This window comes from Herbaspirillum sp. GW103 (genome assembly GCF_000261365.1).
Classification (GTDB): domain Bacteria; phylum Pseudomonadota; class Gammaproteobacteria; order Burkholderiales; family Burkholderiaceae_D; genus Herbaspirillum.
On sequence record NZ_AJVC01000003.1, the window covers coordinates 1,315,892 to 1,335,576 of the forward strand.

Here is a 19,685-nt window from a genome sequence, read left to right on the forward strand (position 1 = left end):
TACCATACCCGCCGAACAAGAAACCGTCAGGGCACTGCGTCACCTCCCCCTCAACTGAGACCGAGCGTCAGCAATTCCACCGGCAGACTACCCAGGATATCGGCTACGGCGATGCTGCCGCCGCGTTCCCCATCCGGCATGGCACATTCGCTCAGTTCGCCCTCGCCACTGGTGAGTACGCTGCGCCAGCGGCGCAGCGTACTCCCTGTGTGGGACAGTGCTTGCGGGAGCGCAATGCGGGTATCCCCCCAAGCCTCGGCAGACACCAGCGGCAAGGCTTCTTCGCGGCGCCCCTCGAAGGACAGCAGATGGGCCGCCAGGCGCGTACAGAGCACCACTGTCGCCTGCCAGTCGCTCTCGTCTTCCTGTTGTCCCGGCAGCAGCCGGGCAAAGGCGATCACATGGCGCGCCAGCTTGCCATGCGTGGCCAGCGGCAGGTAATGGCCGTCAGCGAACAGGTCCGCATGCTCGCGCCGGTACTGCAGCACCGCATGAATCAATTGCTGCTTGGCGCTGCCGCTCTGCCATTGGCGCAAGGAAACCGGCCGGCTGATGGCATCGGCCAGCCGCCGCTCACGCAGTGCGAAATCCACCGCCCGACGATTGTCCGGATCGACCATGCTCAGGTCCCACAGCTCACTACCCTGGTAGAAATCGGGCACGCCCGGCGAGGTCAGTTTGAGCATGGTCTGGGACAAGCTGTTGACAGTCCCCAAGGGCGCCAGGCGACGAACGAAATCCTCCAGCTCGGTGAGGAAAGGATGATGGCGCGGATCCAGCCCCGGATCACACAGCAATGCCCGCGTAAAGCGCTCGCAGGCCGCCTCGTATTCGCTCTGCGGCACCACCCAGTCGCTGCGGCGCTTGGCTTCGCGCAGGGCCTTGCGCTGCCAGGCGACGACCCGCTCGGCCAGCTCGCCCAGGGCAATCAGGTCGTCATCGCCGACGCGCATGCCGTCCGGCCAGACGCCCACCAGGGTCTGGTACAGCATGCACTCATCGACCGCATCAATGCCGCCTTGCTGGCCTGACGTGGCGGCCACGATGGGCGCGTTAAGCTGGTGCCAGTGGCGCAGCACGGTGGACCACTCCTCGGCGATCTCGGAGAGGGCCGCCAGACGCATGCGGGCATCCTCGCCGCGCTTGTGGTCGTGCGTCGCGGTGGCCAGGAGACTGCCCGGCATCTGCCGGGCGCGTCGTGCCGCCAGCTGATGAAAGTGCGAGACCGACATGGCCAGACGGGCCGGTTCGGCCCCTACTTCGTTGCGCGAGAGCAAACGGCCATAGCGATAGAAGGCCGTGTCCTCCATCGACTTGGCCGTCAGCGGCGGAGTCAGTTGCTGGAAGCGGGCGATGGCGCGCAGCTGCAAGGCGCGACGATGGGCATGGCGGCTGTCAAGCAGGAGGTCACCGCCCAGCCAGCCTTCCACCACGTGCAACGTGGCATGATCGGCTGCATGCAGGGTCGTGGCGGCCTTCTGAGCCGTACTGGCCAGCAGTTCGCGCTGCTGCGCCGGCATGCCCTGCTCGTTGGCATAGGTGCGGTACACCGGAAAATGCACCAGCAGCTCGGCCACCGCCCGGCGGATGGACATGAGCGTCAGGTCGCGAGTCTGCGTGGCGCTGCGGGCAAGCTGGTGCAGGCACAGCGTGAGCGCATTGAATTCTGCGGCAAAGTTGCGTGCCAGGAAGCTGCGCCGCGCCTCCTGCACCATACTCGGGAAATGGCACAGCTCGCCCGGTCCGTGACTTTGCAGTTGATCGGCGGTGGTCGGTATGTCGCCGACGATGTCGCGCCAGAGTTCGTCGAGTATCGGCTCGCCTTCGCCATCATGGAGGACGGCAGCGCACTGCTCCATGAATTCATAGCCAGTGGTGCCGTCGAGTTGCCAGCCCGCTGGCAGGGTCTCGTCTCCCGCCAGGATCTTCTCGGCGATCAGATACGGCTCGTGGTCGGGCCGCAGCGCGCGCAGACGCTGGTGCAACTTCAGGCAATAGCGACCCGGGTCGGTGAGGCCGTCGATATGGTCCAGTCGCAGGCCATCGATGATGCCCTCGGCGTAGAGACGGAAGATCTCGGCGTGCATGGCCTCGAAGACGTCTTCGCGCTCCACCCGCATGCCCGCCAGTTCGCTCACTTCGAAGAAGCGGCGCCAGTTGATCTCGTCGGCGGCATTGCGCCAGCAGGCCAGACGATAGTGCTGGCGCTCCAGCAACTGATGCAGGGCACTGCGACCATGCGGCTGGCCCGCCGAAAAAGCGCCGAGCGCGGCATCGATGTCGGCCATGACCTCGGGGTCGGCGGCCAGCTGGCGCAATTGCTCGCGGGCGGCCGCGGCATGGCCATCCTTGTCCGGATGCGCGGGATCGATGGCGGCGAAGGCCGCGATCACCTCGCCCAGGCGCGTACTGCCGGCCGTCTCCAGCACGACGGCATGGTCAGTCGGCGCGAGCGGGAAAATGTGCTCATGGTGTGCCACCTGCAATTGGCCCTGATCGGCGTCCAGACGCAGGATCAGTTCGCCCGCTTCCAGCGCTTCGGCATAGGGCTGGCCGAGGAAAGGCAGCAATACCTTGCCATCGAGTGCCGGGTCGGGGCTGTCCCATTGGATATCGAACCATTCGGCGTGGCGACTGTGGCGGCCCCAGCGCAGGACGTCCTGCCACCAGGCATTGTGATGACCCACCGCCATGTGGTTGGGCACGATGTCGACCACCAGCCCCATTCCCTGCGCGCGCAGGGAATGGTGCAGTTGCAGCAGTCCGGCCTGGCCGCCCAGTTCGGGATTGATGCGGGTGGGGTCGACCACGTCGTAGCCGTGGGTCGAACCGGGGCGCGCCACCAGAATGGGCGAGAGGTAGAGGTGGCTGATGCCCAGGCGGTGGTAATAGTCCACCGTCCGGGCGGCATGCTCGAAGCGGAAATCGCGGTGCAACTGCAGCCGTGCCGTGGCGCGCGGGATGCTGCGGCGCGCGGCGCGGTCCGGCGATAAGGAAGGGGCTGCCATCAGATCTCCTTGGCGATACTGCCGCGCACACGGCGCAGGCGCTCCAGCCTGGCCCTGGCGGCATAGGCGCAAAACAGCTGCGGCATGTCCTCGGGCAGGCGACGACGCCAGTTGGGGTGGGGCTCGGTCATGCCGGGCAGGTTGGGTTGCTGGCTCAGGCCGAGGATGTCTTCCACCGGCACCACGGCCAGCGGCGCCGGGGTGGCTGCCACATATTCCAGTGCCGCATCGACGGCGATGGCGCACTCCTGCGGCACATCCGGCAAGCCGGACCCGGCATCGCCTGCGGACGCGGTGCACGCCACTTCCGGCAGCGGCCCGCTGGCCAGGCCCTGCTGCACCAGGGCCTGCCAGAGCTGGCTGCGCTCGTGGTAGCGCTGCTGGCGGGCAGCCGGCAAGCCCTGCTCGAGCTGGCCCAGGTGATCGCGCCAGAGCAGATCGGCAGCAGACCACCAACCGGCCACGGTCGGCAGATCATGCGTCGTCGTCACCGCAATGGCCTGGGGCGACCAGGCCGATGGCGGGAGGAAAGCCTGCTGGTCGCGCTGGAACCAGAGCACACGGATACCGGACACGCCGGCCGCATCGAGCACGGTATCGAAACCGGGCGGCACCGTGCCGAGGTCCTCGCCGATGACCACGGTGCGATGACGCCACGATTCCAGCGCAATCAGGCGCAACATGTCCTGCTGCGGGAAAGATACATAGGCCCCCGCATCGGCATGGCAACCCTGCGGCACCAGCCACAAGCGGTTCAGGCCCAGCACATGGTCGATGCGCACTCCCCCGCCCTGCGCAAACGTGGCGCGCAGCATGGACAGGTAGGCGCGGTAGCCGGACCGGCGCAGGGCCAGCGGCGAGAAAGCGCCCAGCCCCCAGTTCTGCCCTTGCGGGGCCAGACGATCCGGCGGGGCACCCACGGTCAGTCCCGCTGCGATCTCGTCCTGATGGCTCCAGGCCTGGCTGCCGCCGTTGTCGGCCCCGACGGCCAGGTCGGCGATCAGACCGATGGCCATGCCGGCCTGGCGCGCGCTCTCCTGGGCCTGTGCCAACTGGCGCGCGGCCTGCCATTGCAGGAACAGGTGGAAATCAATCTCGCCGGCATGCCCGGCCGCAAAGTCCTGCATTTCCGGCGTATCAGGATGGCGGCCAGCCTCGCCCCACGCTCGCCAGTCGCAGCAGCCGGGCATGCCCTGGCTGCTCAGATGATGGCTGTAGGCTTCAAACAAGGCGTGGGCGCGCAATGCAGCGCCGCCTTCGAGCTGGAAGGCGGCAAAGGCCGCCTGTTGCTTCACATCGTCCGCATGTTCGGTACGAAACAGGGCATACAGGCGACGCAGCAAGGTCATGCGATGGGCACCGGCGCGCGCCCAGTCGATCAGCGTGGCTTGTTGCAGGCGCTCGTGGGCGGAAATCATTTCCGACCCGCCCTCGGCCAGCACCTGAGCCTGGGCGTCGGCACCGAGGATGCCAGCCGGATCGATCAGGAAAGGATTGAGAAACAAGCGGCTGGAGGGCGAATACGGACTGCTGCGGCCGGGGTCGGCAGCAAACATCGCATGCAGCGGCGACATCGCCAGCGCAGCGGCCCCGTATTGCGCGGCCATCGGCGCCAGTGCCGCCAGCGCGCCGAAGTGGCCGATACCGCCATCACCATAGACCTTGCGCGCCGGCTTGAGACTGTCGGTGCGCAAGGCATAGACTTGCGCGGCCAGCGCCCAGCCGCGCTCGCGGCCCTGCTCTGCCAGCGCGTCGGCAATGCTGTAGCAGCGCGGTGGTGCGATGGCCAGGGTCAGGATATGCCCCGCCACCAGCAGTCGGTGATAGCCGGGCACGTGGATGGGCGGCAGGGTCGGCGGCGCGTTCAGATCGGACGAAATCAGCAAGGTCAGGCGCGCGCCGTTGTCCAGCTCGACGCGACAGGACAGTCCGTGCAGGCGCGAATGCGCAGGCAGCGGGACAGGCTGGTGCTGCACGCCCGTGAGCAAGGGCGGCAGGTAACCGACGGCGTGCTCGCGGTCCAGCAGCGCCAGGCTGTCATGGCAATCCCCGGGCGTGGCGCAGGGCAGGCCCAGCGCTTCCAGGATGGCCTGCAAGGCCTCGTCGGCGACGACCTGCGGCTGGTCATAGGCATCGATCCAGTGAATCGCGATGCCGGCACGCTCAGCCAAACGATATAAATCGTTTTCAAGCGTGGTCTGCTTGTACAAGGGCGCAGCCGCGGTCGGTGCCACGAGCGCGTCGGCATGCTGGCGCAGGGCGGCGTTCATGCTGTGCTCCCGGGTGAGGTGGCAGCACCCGGCGGCTCTCGCAGTGCCAGGATGGCATGCCCGGGGAAGCTGCCAGCGGCCAGCGCCGCCAGTGCGCCGCCACTGTCGAAGAGCACATCGGCGCCAGCCGGCTGGCTCAACTGGTCCAGGGCCTGTGGCAGCGCGGCTTCATCGAGATTGACGGTGATGTTGAGGACGCTGCCATTGGCCAGCTGCCAGCGGGCATGGACCGCCTTCGGACCGATGGCGCGGGCCTCCAGCGCCCTGGCGCCGCGCAGATAGGGGGCAATATGCAGCTTGCGGATGTGCAGCAGTTCGGCCACACGACGCAGACAGGCCGCCGAACCGGGCGCCGGGCCCGGCTCCGGGATGGAAGAGACGAAGGTGGCAAAACTGTTGGGGTCCGGAATCTGCTCCAGCAATGCGGGATCGGCGAATTGCGGGAAGCGTGCGAACTCGCGTCGGCGCCCTTCACGCACGGCCCTCACCAGCTCTTCATCGCGATGGCTGGTGAAATACAGGAAGGGTTGCACCGCGCAGAATTCCTCGCCCATGAACAGCATTGGCACCTGCGGTGCCAGCAGGATCAGCGCCTGCGCGGCGTGCAGCGCCAGCGGATGGGCCAGCACGGTGAGTCGCTCACCAAAGGCGCGGTTGCCGATCTGGTCGTGGTTCTGCAGGAAATTGACAAAGGCCGTCGGCGGCAGGTCCGCACTGGGTTCGCCGCGCGGCTCCCCCGAATAGGGCGAGACCTCGCCCTGGTAGACAAAACCCTGTTGCAGACAGCGCGCCAGTTTCTCGGCAGGCGACTCGGCGTAGGCGGCGTAGTAGCCACTGTCTTCACCGGTGAGCAGCACGTGCAGGACGTGGTGCGCATCGTCATTCCACTGCGCATCGTAGACATGAGTGGAACGCTCGCGCACCTGCCCGATCTCGGCCAGGTCCGCCTCGACTTGCACGGCGGCGGTATGGCCCAGCAGGTGGGCGGCATTGCCATCGTGCTCCAGCACCAGATGCACGTGACGCTCGCTGCCGATTTCGGCGCGGATGCGCTGGCCCAGATTCACCAGCCAGTCCGGTTCGCAGATGGCATGCACGGCATCCAGGCGCAAACCGTCGAAACGGTATTCCTGTAGCCAGTAGAGCGCGTTCCGGGTGAAGAAATCGGCCACCTCGGGGCGGCGGAAATCGATGGTCGCGCCCCATAGCGTATTCATGTCATGGCGGAAGAATTCCGGGGCATAGCTGTGCAGGTAATTGCCATCCGGACCGAAGTGGTTGTAGACCACATCAAGGAACACCATCATGCCCAGCCCGTGGGCGGTATCGATCAGGGCCTTGAGCTGTTCCGGGGTGCCATAGCTGGCGTCCGGTGCGAAAGGCAGTACACCGTCGTAGCCCCAGTTGTGGGCACCGGGGAATTCCGCCACCGGCATCAGTTCGATGGCCGTGATGCCCAGCTCGGCCAGTTCGGCCAGGCGTTGCTGGATACCGGCAAAGCCGCCCAGCGCGCCCGGATGCAGTTCGTAGAGCACGGTCTCTTCCCACGGACGGCCCTGCCAGTTCGGATGCTGCCAGAGGAAGGCTTGCGCATCCACCACCACGCTGGGATCGAAGACATCTCCGGCCTGCCCGCGCGAAGCCGGGTCCGGTGCCACCACCTCGCCCTGCTCGCGGGTCTGGAACACGTAGCGATACAGGGTGCCCGGATCGCATTCGGTCTCCAGCACATACCACGCCGGGGCGGCTGGATCTTCCGACCTCATCGGCACGCGACCCCGTCCGATGATCTCCACGGCGACCGCCTCGGCACCCGGTGCCCAGACGCGGAAACGAACCTGGCCGGGGCCAGTGACCTGGGCGCCAAACGGCAGCCTCACGGAAAAGCGGGCACTCATGCGCGTTCTCCCCATTCATTGCGTTTGATCCACTCATTGGCCGCCAGTGGATAGATGGCCGATGACAGGTGCAAGGGCCGGTTGGCAAAGACCTGCAGGGTATGGGCCTGCACCTGCACGCTCGCACTGCCCGCCGTCTTGAGCTGGGCGCCCTCTCCTTCCGGCATGCCGGTCGGCCGGGCACTGTCGAGCAGGAGGAAGTACTCGCCTTGGGTGCGCGGGAAGTGGAATTCGATCGGCTCGTGCCCGGCATTGACGAAAATCATCAGCACATCCGGCGCTACGTCCTGTGCCTCGCCTGCTCCGTCCGCACCGGTGCCGGCCGCGTCATGCAGACGCGAACTCAGCTGCTTGTGCGGTTCCACGCGCTTGCCCGCCAGTTGCAGGGTGATGGCGCGCGCCACCGGATTGTTCCAGTCCTCGCTGGAGACCGGTTGCGCCGCCTCGTCGAACCACGCCACATCCGGCAGACCATCGGCCACGGTCTGCTTGCCGTGCAGGAAGTCGCTGGCGCGCACCACCTCGAAGTCGCGCCGGATGGCGGTCACCCGGCCGACGAAGGCGGTCAGCGCCGCGCCCTCGGGTGAGCGGGCCTGTTCCCAGTCGATCCAGGAGATCTCGTTGTCCTGGCAGTAGGCGTTGTTGTTGCCGCCCTGGCTGCGATGGAATTCGTCACCGGCCAGCAGCATGGGGGTGCCTTGCGCCAGCAGCGTGGAGGCCAGCATGGAACGCTGCACACAGGCGCGTGTGGCCTGGATGGCAGGATCATCGGTAGCGCCTTCGGCACCCCAGTTGTAGCTGGCGTTGTCGTTGTGGCCGTCGTTGTTGTTCTCGCCATTGGCCTCGTTATGCTTGCCGTTGTAGCTGACCAGGTCACGCAGGGTGAACCCGTCATGCGAGGCGATGAAGTTGACGCTGGCCCAGGGCTTGCGGCGGTTGTGTTCGAACAGTTCAGCCGAACCCAGCATGCGTTGGGCGAAACCACCGCGCATGGCTTCGTCGCCCTTCCAGAACTTGCGCATGTCGTCGCGGAACTTGTCGTTCCATTCGCCGAAACGGGCCGGGTGCTTGCCGAGCTGGTAGCCACCGGGACCGATGTCCCAGGGTTCGGAGATGAGCTTGAGCTTCGACAGCACCGGGTCCTGCAACAAGGCATCGAAGAAACCCGAACCCGGGTCGAAACCGTGCGCCTCGCGCCCCAGTGTGGAACCCAGGTCGAAACGGAAGCCATCGATATGGAAGGACTGCGCCCAGTAGCGCAGCGAATCCATGACCATCTGCAACACGCGCGGGTGCGACAGGTTCAGCGTGTTGCCACAGCCGGTATCGTTGATGTGGTAACGCTCCTGGCCCGGCAGCAGGCGGAAGTAGCTGGCATTGTCCAGGCCGCGGAAGGACAGTGTGGGCCCCAGTTCGCTGCCGCAGCTGCTGTGGTTGTAGACCACGTCGAGGATCACCTCGATACCGGCGCTGTGCAGGCGGCGCACTGCCATGCGCAGTTCATTGGGGTCGCCCATGGAGAGGTAGGACGGTTCCGGCGCGAAATAGGCCAGCGTGCTGTAGCCCCAGTAATTGGAGAGACCGCGTTCGATCAGGAAGCTGTCTTGCAGGAAGGCATGCACCGGCATGAGTTCCAGCGTGGTCACGCCCAGGCGCAGCAGGTGGTCGATGAAGGCCGGATCGGACAAGGCGGCGAAGGTGCCGCGCTCATGCGGCAGCAGATCCTCGCGCATCCTGGAAATCCCCTTGACGTGAGCTTCGTAGATCACGGTCTTGTTCCAGGGCACTTGCGGCAGGCGATCATGTTCCCACACGAAGGCATCATCGGTGACCATGGCCTTGGGCATGGCGGCGGCGCTGTCGCGGCGATCAAAGGACAGGTCGGCGCGCGCCGAGTGCAGGCGGTAGCCATAGAGCGCATCGGTCCAGCGCACCTGGCCGACCAGGCGCCTGGCATAGGGATCCAGCAGCAGCTTGTTGGGGTTGAAACGATGGCCCTTGTTGGGCTCGTAGGGACCGTGGGCACGCAAGCCATAGACCAGTCCGGGGGCGGCACCGGGCAGATAGCCGTGCCACACTTCATCGGTGCATTCGGGCAGGGTGATGCGCTTCAATTCGCGCTTGCCGGACGGGTCGAACAGGCACAGGTCCATGCGGGTGGCGTTGGCCGAGAACACCGCGAAGTTGACCCCCAGGCCATCGGAGCTGGCGCCCAGGGGGTAAGGCAGGCCTGGCATCAGGCGATCAGGAAAGGCGACGCTCATTATCAGGACTCTCTGCGCAGGATCAGGGTGGACAGCGGAGGCAGGTTCAGCTCGATGGAAGTCGGGTGGCCATGCCAGCCGACGTCCTGCACTTGCACCTGGCCCAGGTTGCCGCTGTTGCTGCCGCCATAGACGGCGGCATCGGTGTTGAGCACTTCGCGCCAGACCCCGTTGCGGCCGGGTGCAGCGGGCGGCACGCCGATGCGGTAGCGGGTGCGCGGCACCGGCGTCAGATTGACCACGATGAGCACCGGCGGACCTTCATCGGCATAGCGGAAATACGCCAGCACGCTGTTGACGCTGTCGTCGCCCACCGCCCACGAGAAGCCGTCGGCGCGACAGTCGCGCTGGTGCAGGGCCGGTTCGCTGCGATAGAGATGATTGAGATCGCTGACCAGCTGGCGCAACTGGCGGTGCCCGGCAGGATGGCCGCCGTGTTCATCCAGCAGATGCCAGTAGGGCGACTTGTCATGGTCGAACTCGTCGGGCTGGCCGAACTCGCTGCCCATGAACAGCAGCTTCTTGCCGGGATGGCTCCACATGAAGCCGAAATAGGCGCGCACGTTGGCAAAGCGGCGCCATTCGTCGCCCGGCATCTTGTTCAACAGCGCGCGCTTGCCGTGGACCACCTCATCGTGCGATATCGGCAAGATGAAGTTTTCGGAGAATCCATACAGCAGACCGAATGTCATGTCGTGATGGTGATAACGCCGGAACAGCGGGTCATGTTCCATGTAGCGCAGGGTGTCGTTCATCCAGCCCATGTTCCACTTGTAGCTGAAGCCCAGGCCGTGATGATCGGCCTGGTCCTTGACCTCGGCGGTCACGCCGGGCCAGGAGGTGGATTCTTCGGCGATCATCAGCACACCGGGGCAGCGCTGCGCCACCACGGTATTGAGCTCGCGCAGGAAGGCCACGGCCTCCAGGTTCTCGCGACCACCGTGAACGTTGGGCACCCACTGGCCGGACTTGCGGCTGTAATCGCGATAGAGCATTGAGGCCACCGCATCCACGCGCAGACCGTCGACGTGGAAATGCTCAATCCACTCCAGGGCGCTGGCGATCAGGAAGCCGCGCACTTCATTGCGGCCGAGATTGAAGATCAGCGTGTTCCAATCCTGGTGGAAGCCCTCGCGCGGATCGGCGTGCTCGTAGAGCGCGGTGCCGTCGAATTGCGCCAGCCCGTGCTGGTCACTCGGGAAATGCGCCGGCACCCAGTCCAGCAGCACGCCGATGCCGGCCTGGTGGCAACGGTCGACGAAGGCGGCGAAGCGCTCCGGTTTGCCGAAGCGCGCGCTGGGCGCAAACATGCTGATGGGTTGGTAGCCCCAGGAGCCGCCGAAGGGATGCTCCATCACCGGCATGAGTTCGATATGGGTAAAGCCCATCTCCAGCACATAGGGGATCAGCTGATCGGCCAGCTCATCCCAGCTCAGGTTGCGATGGGCCTGTTCCGGCACGCGGCGCCAGGAAGCGGGATGGAGCTCGTAGATGGACATCGGCGCCGAGCGCGACTGGCGCTGTGCACGCTCGGCCATCCACTGCTGATCCTGCCAGAGATAAGGACGAGCGTCGGCCACCACCGAGGCAGTGGCCGGCGGGGCTTCGGTCGCGCGCGCCACCGGATCGGCCTTGAGCGGCAGCAACACGCCGTCGCGCCCGACGATCTCGTACTTGTAGACGTCGCCGGGACCGATGCGCGGGATGAACAGCTCCCACACGCCCGGCTCGTGGCGCAGGCGCATGACGTGGCGTCGGCCATCCCACTGGTTGAAGTCGCCCACCACCGAGACGCGCTCGGCATTGGGGGCCCATACCGCAAAGCGGGTACCGGGTACGCCATCGATCTCCATCGGGCGCGCACCCAGGCAATCGGCCAGCTGACGATGCCGCCCCTCCTGCAGCAGGTGCAGGTCGAGCTCACCGAGCAGCAGGCCGAAGGCATAAGGATCCTCGGTCGCTTGCACGCTGCGGCTGCCGTCGGGGATCGGCCAGTCTACCTCCAGCGTATAAGGCACTGCATGGCGCCGCTGGTCCAGCCCGGTGACCACGCCGCTGAAGAAACCGCTGGCTTGCCCGTGCAGCCGGAATTGCTGCAACTCGCCCAGCAACACGCCACTGTGGCGGCAGCGCACCCGCACTGCGGCGGCACCGGGGTGGAAGGCGCGAAGGGACGACACGCCGCCGGGCTGGCGCCCATAGCGCGGGCCCAGCAGGCTGAAGGGCTGCGCCAGACGCCCTGCCAGCAGGGCCTGAAGCAGGCCCTGTTCTTCAAAGGAAAGGGACAAGGCAGTTTGCTCCGGAAAACCGGTGCAATGAGAGGGCGAAGACGGTTGCGCCGAGCTGGCGTCGGAAACATCTTCCATGGACTCCGTGGAAGCCCTGTACGCCGTGACAGACATGCCGGACATGCACACTCCTGTTGTTGTTATCGGGTTGATCGAAAAAGCGCAAAAAAACGGAATCAAAAACCGGCGCGTCGGAGCAGCGCGCCGGCAAACACCTCCCCTGCCCGGCCCACGTGGACCGAGTGAGGATCAGATCGGAATGTCGCCAGGGCCCAGAGCTCAGCGGGCCCCGCAAGCGTCGCTCAGGCAGCGGCCACTGACACCGGTACGCCCACCGCCCCCGCCAGTGCCGCAGCGATGGCGGCAGCCGGGCTGACCGCGCGCTCATGCTGAGCATGGGCCTGTGCGGCGGGCCGTTCGACGGCCAGCGGACGTGGAGCGAACAGCGGACGCACCGCCATGTCGGCCACGTGGGCATAGGCATCGAGGTAGGCGCGGGTGGGTCCGGCCCAGTCGCAGTCGATGCTCATGGCATTGCGCTGCACGCTCTGCCAGCGCTCCGTGTCACCGTAGAGGGCGAAGGCACGTGCCACGGCATGCTGCATGTCGGCTGCGGTCTCGCCTTCGAAGAGCACGCCGGTGGCGCGCTGCGGGTCGAGGTCGGCATCGCGGACGGTATCGACCAGCCCGCCCACACGCGAGCCGATGGGGATGGCGCCGTAACGCATCGCATACAGGGGCGTGAGGCCGAAAGGCTCGAAACGGGTCGGGTGCAGCAGCATGTCGCTGCCGGCGTGCAGGGCGTGGGCACGACGCTCGTCATAGCCGATATGCACGGCGATGCGACCGCGATAGTGCTCGGCCAGATCGAGGAAGGCCGCTTCGTAATCATGGTCGCCACACCCCAGGATCACCACCTGCAGGCGCGGATGGCGCGCCATGATGCCGGGCAGTGCCTCGATCACCACATCGGCCATCTTCTGGTGCGAGATCCGCGAGCCCAGACCCATCACCGGGGCGAAGGGATCAACCGGCAGGCCGAAGAGCTTTTGCAGGTCGCGCTTGCAGGCGGCCTTGCCCTTCATGTTGCCGATGCTGAAGTTGCGGGCAATGAGCGGATCATCAGCGGGATTCCACAGCGCGGCATCGATGGCATTGGGGATGGCGCGCAGGTCCAGCTTGCGGAAGGACAGGATGCCGTCCATGCCGCAGCCGAAGCGCGGGGTCATGATCTCTTCGGCGTAGTTCTTGCTGACGGTGGAGACGCAGTCCGAGAAGCGGATGCCGGCCTTGAGGAAGGACAGCTTGCCCCAGTATTCGACGCCGTCGCCGGTCAGGAGATGCTGGGGGATGCCGATCTGCTCGGCCGATTCCAGCGCAAAATTGCCCTGGAAGGCGAGATTGTGGATGGTCAGCATGGTGCCGATGTGATCCAGCCCGCGCAGCTTGAGCAGGCAGGGAATCAGGCCGGCATGCCAGTCGTTGGCATGCACCACGTGCGGCACCGGCAGACTGGTTTCGCCGGCGCAGATGGCCACGGCCGCATGCGACAGATCGGCGAAGCACAGGGCGTTGTCGCTGAACTCGATGCCATCGCTATCGACGTAGGGATTGGCGCCACGCTGGCGAAAACGCGCCGTATCCAGCAACAGCGCCGGCACCTCGGTGCCGGGGACGGTGCCGCGCAAGAGGCGGCCGGCGCCACCGGGCAGACCGTGCTTCAAACCGATCTGTACCGTGTCGCCAAGGTTGCGCACCGCCTCCGGATAGGCGGGCATGAGGATGCTGGCATCGATACCGACTTTGCGCAGCGATACGGCCAGCGCCGTCATCACGTCGGCCAGGCCACCGGTCTTGACGAGCGGTACGGCCTCTGAGCTGACTAACAGAACTCGAGCTTGCAAGATGGACCCCTAATGTGTGAAAGCACCTGAGATGGAAAGCACCCTTGGCTCGTCGCATCGCATGGTTTGTCGTCCCGACCGTGGCTTGATCCGGTGGCCGGGACGAAAACATGTCCTTCTTGTTGATGTTGGACTGGACAGTCTGTTGAGCGCCGATGATTGACGTTATACGGATCGGCAGATCCGCTCACTATCGGACAGCGGCCTGAGATGGCGTAGGATGAATCCTACTGTTGCAGCGCGGCGAAAAATCCCTCATGCGCGCCTGCGTTGACGCGCTGCGCCGGTATCTTGCTGGCGGCTTGCGGTGGTCGATCACGGAAGAGCTGGCAACGCTGCATTGGCACTGCGTTGCCAGATGAGCTGATGAAACGGCGCAATGATTCGGGCGGCATGAACGCTTTGAAGCATCCAAACCATCCATGCCATCCAAACTATTTAAACGATTTAAACCATTTAAATACTTTAAATAATTTAAATCGTTTCGCAGCGAGCGCCACCAAGAAGGCAAGCAGAAAGTGCGTCCCGAACCCTCATTGCTTACGTCAGGTGCAAGGAAGCTTCATGTTAGTGAGCCGGGGACGGAGGCGCAAATTGAACCTCTCTATGTGCAACCCGTCGTCATTGCGCCCCTGTATCCCTCATCCGTGGCAGCGACCGCCCGGCCCCGGACTCAGGCGTCAGCCCAGGAGGATTGCCAGGCATCAACATTGCGCGTCTTCCTACAAAAATTTAAGCCGCTCACTACCTGTTGCAGCGCAACCAAAACGGCTAATATTGCATCATTCGGATTGCCAAAACGTTCATATCCCTGATATCGCGTAGGGCAGTCCCGCCCGCCCTGCATTGCCACCGGCGGGCCTGCACGAGATTTTCATCCCTTGGAGATCATCATGTCGCAACTCAACCCCGGCATTACCGGCACCGTTCCTGCCAGCGCACCCGTGAAGGTCGTCAGCGCCCCGCCCGAAGACCTGCAGCACGTCAACGACGATGCCGCAGCGGCCCGCAACCTGACGGCCATCCGCATTCGCGGCCAGCTGGCAGAACTGGACGTGGAGCATCAACAGCTCTGATGTCGTCCCGGGCTTCGCGGTTTTTGACACGAAGCTTCATGGCCGTTGCGGCCGGAATCAGGAAGGGTCCCGGCCCTGAAGGATTCCGGCCGTTTTCTTTTCTTTTTCTTCATATCGCCCCTAAACCACCGTCCTACGGCTAGCGCAGGCCGAGGCGCCTGGCCAGGCGGTTCAGGTTGGCCCGGTCCAGGCCCAGTTCGCGCGCGCTGGCGGCCAGGTTGCCGCCATGGCGCTGCAGGCTGTCGGCCACCAGCTTGCGCTCGAAGCGCTCCACCGCGGACCGCAGGTTCGGCGCCGGACCCGGATCATCCGGCTCCGGCGCACTTTGCTGCGGCGGCGCTGCCGTGCGTGCCTGATCCAGTTCGAGCGAGGTCGCCTCCAGCGTGAGGATGTTCGGCCGCCGCGCCTGCGCGGCCAGGGCGCGCAGGGCGCTGCGGCCGATCAGGTGCTCCAGTTCGCGGATGTTGCCGGGCCAGGGGTACTCCAGCAAGGCGCGCTGGGCGTCGGCGGACAGGCGCAGGCTGGCCAGGCCCAGGCGCGCCCGGTTCTGTTCCAGGAAATAGCCCGCCAGCAGCAGCACGTCACGTCCGCGCTCGCGCAAGGGCGGTACGCGAATCGGGAAGACCGAAAGACGATGATAGAAATCAGCCCGGAAATGGCCGCGTTTGACCTCCTCGGACAGATCGCGATTGGTGGCCGCGATCAGCCGAACGTCCACGCGGTGTTCGCGGTCCGAGCCCACCCGCTGCAACTGCCCGCTCTGCAGCACCCGCAACAGCTTGGCCTGCACCGACAGCGGCAGTTCCCCGACTTCATCCAGGAACAAGGTGCCGCCATCGGCCATCTCGAACTTGCCCCGTCGATCCGCCACCGCGCCGGAAAAGGCGCCGCGCACGTGGCCGAACAATTCGCTCTCCACCAGGGTGTCGGGCAAGGCGGCACAGTTCAGGCTGATCATGGGCTTGTGGGCGCGCGGCGAAGCGGCATGCAGGGCGTGCGCCACCAGCTCCTTGCCGGTGCCGGTCTCGCCGCTGACCAGCACGGTCATGTCGCTGGGCGCGGCCATGCGGATCTCCTCCAGCAGTTGCTTCCGGGCGGGACTCTGTCCGATCAGTTCGCGCTTGCCCTGGCTCTCCTCCAGCCCCAGCCGGTAGGCTTCGGCGCGCTGGCGTGCCTGTTCCCCGGCTTGCGCCAGATCGTCGATGCGTTCGGCCACGTTGACTGTCGCCGCCGCCAGTGCCGCAAAGGCTTGCAGCGAGGCCATGTCCACCTGGTCGAAACGGCCCGCCCCCAGCGCATCGAGCGTGACCAGGCCCCAGGGGCGACCATTGACGGACAGCGCGCACCCCATGCAGTCATGCACTTCCAGCGCGCCCGAATGGGCATCGTTCAAGCCGTCGACCAGGCCATCGTAAGGGTCCGGCAGAGTCGAATCGGCAGGAAAGCGTGTCGGCGCGGCATTGGCCAGCAGGACGCCAAAGCGCGGATGGTCGGCAATGCGGAAACGTCGTCCCAGCGTGTCACTGGCCAGTCCGTCGATGGCCAGCGGCACCAGCATCTCACCCTCCAGCCGCAGCAGCGCAGCCGCATCGCAGGGAAAGAGCGTGCGCAAGGTCTGCAGCAGGCGGCGATAGCGCTCACGATCATCGATCTGGCGCGAGAGGTCGGCCACCAGGGGCAACAAGGCGTCCAGCAGCACTTTTGAGGTCATATCGACTACCAGCGAAAGAATAAAAAGTCATTATGACACAGGTCATTACTACCTCATCAATCAGCAAGTCATTGATTTCATTGGATTCATGCGATGGCACGCGTCTTGTAACAAGGAGAGGGAACCGGCTATTCCGGCCCCTTCCCACTCTCCTGAAAGGTTCAGCATGCTTACCGATGCCCAACTCGCCATCGTCAAATCCACCGTTCCCCTGCTCGAATCGGGGGGCGAGGCGCTGACCACGCATTTTTACAAGATGCTCATGCGCGACTATCCGCAGGTCCACCCGCTATTCAACCGTGCGCACCAGGCCAGCGGCGACCAGCCGCGGGCGCTGGCCAACGGCGTGCTGATGTACGCCCGCCACATCGACCGCCTGGAGGAACTGGGCCCACTGGCCGCGCAGATCATCAACAAGCATGTGGCCGTGCAGGTGCTGCCGGAGCACTACCCGATGGTGGGCGACTGCCTGCTGCGCGCCATCCGCGAAGTGCTGGGTGCGGAAATCGCCACCGATGCCGTCATCGACGCCTGGGCCGCCGCCTATGGCCAGCTGGCCGACATTCTGATCGGCGCAGAACGCCAGCAATACGATGCCAAGGCGGCCGCACCCGGTGGCTGGCGCGGGGCGCGCAATTTCGTCGTCACGCGCAAGGTGGCCGAGAGCGAGGAGATCACCTCCTTCTACTTCGTGCCGCAGGATGGTGGTGCGCTGATGGACTTCGAGCCGGGCCAGTACATCGGCCTGCGCATGGTGGTCGACGGACTGGAGCAGCGACGCCAGTATTCGCTGTCGGCACCGCTGCGTCAGCACGGCCAGCCGCTGCAGTACCGGATCAGCGTCAAGCGCGAACCCGAAGGCAAGGTCTCGCGCCAGCTGCATGACCAGATCCATGTGGGGTCGGTGGTGGAACTGTTCCCGCCCGCCGGCGACTTCACGCTCAGCGCCAGTGACAAGCCACTGGTGCTCATCAGCGGCGGCGTGGGCGTTACGCCGATGATGACCATGCTGACAGCGGCCCTGCCGACTGGTCGTCCGGTGCATTTCATCCACGCGGCGCGCCACGGCGGCGTGCATGCCTTCCGCCGCCAGGTGGAAGAGCTGGCAGCGCGGCATCCGCAGTTGCGGGCGCATTTCTGCTATGAGCGGGCGCGGGCGGGCGACCCGGCACCATATGCCACCGGCTTCATCGATGCCGCGCTGCTGCAGCAATGGCTGCCGGCCACGCGCGATGTGGATGCCTACTTCGTCGGTCCCAAGCCGTTCATGAAGGCCATCAAGGCTGCACTGGGCGCGCTGGGCGTACCGGCGGCGCAGAGCCGATATGAATTTTTCGGACCGGCGGCAGCGCTGGAATGACCCTGGCACGCCAGACCGGCGGCCAATGGAGCGGGGGCGGCATGTGCCCCCGCCGGACTCCTGGCGACAGTATCCTCCCTCTGCGGCAAGTGAAGTCATTTGCAGAATTGACAGGGGCAGCCCACGCCAATCCCACCAGGATTGATCTTCGACATGTTTTCCGCGATGCAGCAAATGCTATGCTGGGCGCTCCCCCTCCTCCGCCGAAAGACAGTCATGAGCGAAAAGCTGAGCGCCGAGCGCCACACCCCCGATGAACTGACCCAGGAACTGGAAGCGCTGGACATGGAAATCGTCCGCTGCGCCGTCATCTGCCAGGTGCGCCTGTTCGATCCCGGCGTGCTCAACCGGGTGCTGGACAACAATGAACAGGTATGCGGCCAGTATCATCCGACCGCCTTCCAGAGCCTGCGCGGCCTGCTCTACCTGCATTTCGACATGCAGCGGCAATTGACGCAGACCTATGGTGCCGATGACGCCGAGCACATCATCCGGCGCGTGTACGCGTACTTGCGTCCCCGCATCGGTGACCAGTTGGGGACGCTCTTCGACCCCCACCACCCAAGCGCCTGATCAGGCCACCCGCCGCTCACCCAGGTCGGTCCCGGCGGCAAAACCGCTGAGGTTGTCGATCGTGGTCTGCATGATCTGGCCGATGGCTTCTTCGGTGAAGAAGGCCTGGTGGCCGGTGACGATCACGTTGGGAAAGGACACCAGCCGCTGGATGACGTCGTCGGTAATGATGGTCGAGGACAGGTCCTGGAAGAACAGGCTGGCTTCCTGCTCATAGACATCGATAGCCAAGCCGCGCAAGCGGCCGCTCTTCAAGGCAGCAATGGCAGCTTCCGTGTCCACCAGGGCGCCGCGGCTGGTATTGACCAGGATGCAGCCGGGCTTGGCAAGCGCCAGGCTGTCGGCATTGACCAGGTAGCGGGTCGATTCGGTGAGGGGGCAATGCAGCGAGATCACGTCACTGGCGGCGAAGAGTTCATCGCGGCTCACGTAACGCCCGCCCGGCGCCTCGAAGTCCGGATTGTGATGCAGGTCGCTGCCCAGCACGGTGCAGCCGAAACCGGCCATGATGCGGGCGAACAGCGCGCCGATCTTGCCGGTCCCGATCACCCCCACGGTCTTGCCGTGCAGGTCGAAGCCCATCAAGCCTTCCAGCTCGAAATTGCCTTCCCGCGTACGCAGGCTGGCACGCGCGATCTTGCGATTGACTGCCAGCAGCAGGCCCACGGCAAACTCGGCCACCGAATACGGCGAGTAATCCGCTACCCGCGCCACAGTGATGCCCAGCCGACGGGCCGCCTGGGTATCGATGTGATTGAAGCCGGTAGAACGCGTGGTGACGAAACGCACGCCCAGCCCGGCCAGCCGCTCCAGCACGGCGGCCCCCAGGTCGTCATTGACGAAGGCCGCCACGGCCTCGCAGCCACTGGCCAGTTGTGCAGTCGTGCTGTCCAGACGATCCTGCAGGAAGATCAGTTCATGTCCGGCACCACAGGCGGCATTGGCGCTTGAGAGCAGGGTCTGGTCGTAACGGCGGGCGCTGTAGACGGCAGTTTTCATGGGGACCTTTCATGGATGTACTGTGCGAGCCGGGTTCGGGATCATGGCGCTTTGCCGCATTGCACCATAGTCCGGCGGACATCACCTTGATGCAGCGCAGTTTGTCCTGCCCAGGGCGTTTTGTGAGAGAAATGGCGCCTGAAGCTTTCATCCAGCTATCGAAAAAACCGATATTTGCATACGCAGTGCAGCAAGCCGGTCCTACGGGCCGCTTTCAGGCATAGAATCCCCGGCGCAATAGCTGTTCCCACTAAAAAAGATCCTGACACAGGCTGCCGCAGGGCAGTACGAGACAGGCGCAAGACCGGAATCAACACGGTCCGCCCAACAGATA

The 19,685-nt window shown here is 65.2% G+C and carries 11 protein-coding genes; 3 read left to right on the forward strand and 8 right to left on the reverse strand.

The features are described 5' to 3' along the window. Positions 1-50 precede the first annotated feature (50 nt). The 6 genes from treY to glgA all read right to left on the reverse strand — a co-directional run bounded on the left by treY (position 51) and on the right by glgA (position 13,632). Positions 51-3,008: a malto-oligosyltrehalose synthase gene (gene treY, locus GWL_RS09410; RefSeq protein WP_008329223.1), complete on the reverse strand. Its 2,958-nt coding sequence runs from the start codon at positions 3,006-3,008 to the stop codon at positions 51-53. Beyond that, positions 3,008-5,278 (reverse strand): 4-alpha-glucanotransferase, encoded by a 2,271-nt coding sequence (gene malQ / locus GWL_RS09415; protein ID WP_008329224.1) that lies wholly within the window; start codon positions 5,276-5,278, stop codon positions 3,008-3,010. The genes treY and malQ overlap by 1 nt, the downstream gene beginning before the upstream one ends. Next, positions 5,275-7,176 (reverse strand): malto-oligosyltrehalose trehalohydrolase, encoded by a 1,902-nt coding sequence (treZ, locus tag GWL_RS09420; RefSeq protein WP_034350381.1) that lies wholly within the window; start codon positions 7,174-7,176, stop codon positions 5,275-5,277. Before treZ ends, malQ begins: the two co-directional genes overlap by 4 nt. After that, positions 7,173-9,440: a glycogen debranching protein GlgX gene (gene glgX / locus GWL_RS09425; protein WP_008329226.1), complete on the reverse strand. Its 2,268-nt coding sequence runs from the start codon at positions 9,438-9,440 to the stop codon at positions 7,173-7,175. Before glgX ends, treZ begins: the two co-directional genes overlap by 4 nt. Positions 9,441-9,442: 2 nt before the next feature. Beyond that, positions 9,443-11,851 (reverse strand): 1,4-alpha-glucan branching protein GlgB, encoded by a 2,409-nt coding sequence (glgB, locus tag GWL_RS09430; RefSeq protein WP_034350383.1) that lies wholly within the window; start codon positions 11,849-11,851, stop codon positions 9,443-9,445. A gap of 179 nt (positions 11,852-12,030) precedes the next feature. Beyond that, entirely contained in the window at positions 12,031-13,632 is a 1,602-nt protein-coding gene (gene glgA, locus GWL_RS09435) for a glycogen synthase GlgA (RefSeq protein WP_034350384.1), read from the reverse strand. Between the two features lie 893 nt (positions 13,633-14,525). Here glgA and GWL_RS09440 point away from each other — a divergent pair. Continuing rightward, a complete protein-coding gene (locus GWL_RS09440; protein WP_034350385.1) occupies positions 14,526-14,708 on the forward strand; it encodes a hypothetical protein in 183 nt (60 codons plus the stop codon). Between the two features lie 139 nt (positions 14,709-14,847). Here GWL_RS09440 and norR read toward each other — a convergent pair whose 3' ends face one another. Continuing rightward, positions 14,848-16,419 carry a nitric oxide reductase transcriptional regulator NorR gene (norR, locus tag GWL_RS09445; protein ID WP_008329251.1) on the reverse strand — a complete coding sequence of 524 codons (1,572 nt, stop codon included), beginning with the start codon at positions 16,417-16,419 and terminating at the stop codon, positions 14,848-14,850. Between the two features lie 166 nt (positions 16,420-16,585). On the opposite strand from norR, the gene hmpA reads away from it, so the two are divergent. Together hmpA and GWL_RS09455 are read left to right on the forward strand one after the other, a co-directional pair. Continuing rightward, a complete protein-coding gene (hmpA, locus tag GWL_RS09450; protein WP_008329253.1) occupies positions 16,586-17,779 on the forward strand; it encodes an NO-inducible flavohemoprotein in 1,194 nt (397 codons plus the stop codon). A 216-nt stretch (positions 17,780-17,995) separates the two neighbouring features. After that, positions 17,996-18,352: a hypothetical protein gene (locus tag GWL_RS09455; RefSeq protein WP_008329255.1), complete on the forward strand. Its 357-nt coding sequence runs from the start codon at positions 17,996-17,998 to the stop codon at positions 18,350-18,352. On the opposite strand, the gene GWL_RS09460 is transcribed toward GWL_RS09455, so the two are convergent. Beyond that, entirely contained in the window at positions 18,353-19,351 is a 999-nt protein-coding gene (locus GWL_RS09460) for a 2-hydroxyacid dehydrogenase (protein WP_008329258.1), read from the reverse strand. Positions 19,352-19,685 lie beyond the last annotated feature (334 nt).

Excerpts from the sequence above, each read along its gene's own strand:
- glgB (WP_034350383.1), bottom strand. The coding sequence starts at position 11,851 with ATGTCCGGCATGTCTGTCACGGCGTACAGGGCTTCCACGGAGTCCATG.
- norR (WP_008329251.1), bottom strand. The coding sequence starts at position 16,419 with ATGACCTCAAAAGTGCTGCTGGACGCCTTGTTGCCCCTGGTGGCCGAC.
- glgX (WP_008329226.1), bottom strand. The coding sequence starts at position 9,440 with ATGAGCGTCGCCTTTCCTGATCGCCTGATGCCAGGCCTGCCTTACCCC.
- GWL_RS09460 (WP_008329258.1), bottom strand. The coding sequence starts at position 19,351 with ATGAAAACTGCCGTCTACAGCGCCCGCCGTTACGACCAGACCCTGCTC.
- treY (WP_008329223.1), bottom strand. The coding sequence starts at position 3,008 with ATGGCAGCCCCTTCCTTATCGCCGGACCGCGCCGCGCGCCGCAGCATC.
- malQ (WP_008329224.1), bottom strand. The coding sequence starts at position 5,278 with ATGAACGCCGCCCTGCGCCAGCATGCCGACGCGCTCGTGGCACCGACC.
- hmpA (WP_008329253.1), top strand. The coding sequence starts at position 16,586 with ATGCTTACCGATGCCCAACTCGCCATCGTCAAATCCACCGTTCCCCTG.
- treZ (WP_034350381.1), bottom strand. The coding sequence starts at position 7,176 with ATGAGTGCCCGCTTTTCCGTGAGGCTGCCGTTTGGCGCCCAGGTCACT.
- GWL_RS09440 (WP_034350385.1), top strand. The coding sequence starts at position 14,526 with ATGTCGCAACTCAACCCCGGCATTACCGGCACCGTTCCTGCCAGCGCA.
- GWL_RS09455 (WP_008329255.1), top strand. The coding sequence starts at position 17,996 with ATGAGCGAAAAGCTGAGCGCCGAGCGCCACACCCCCGATGAACTGACC.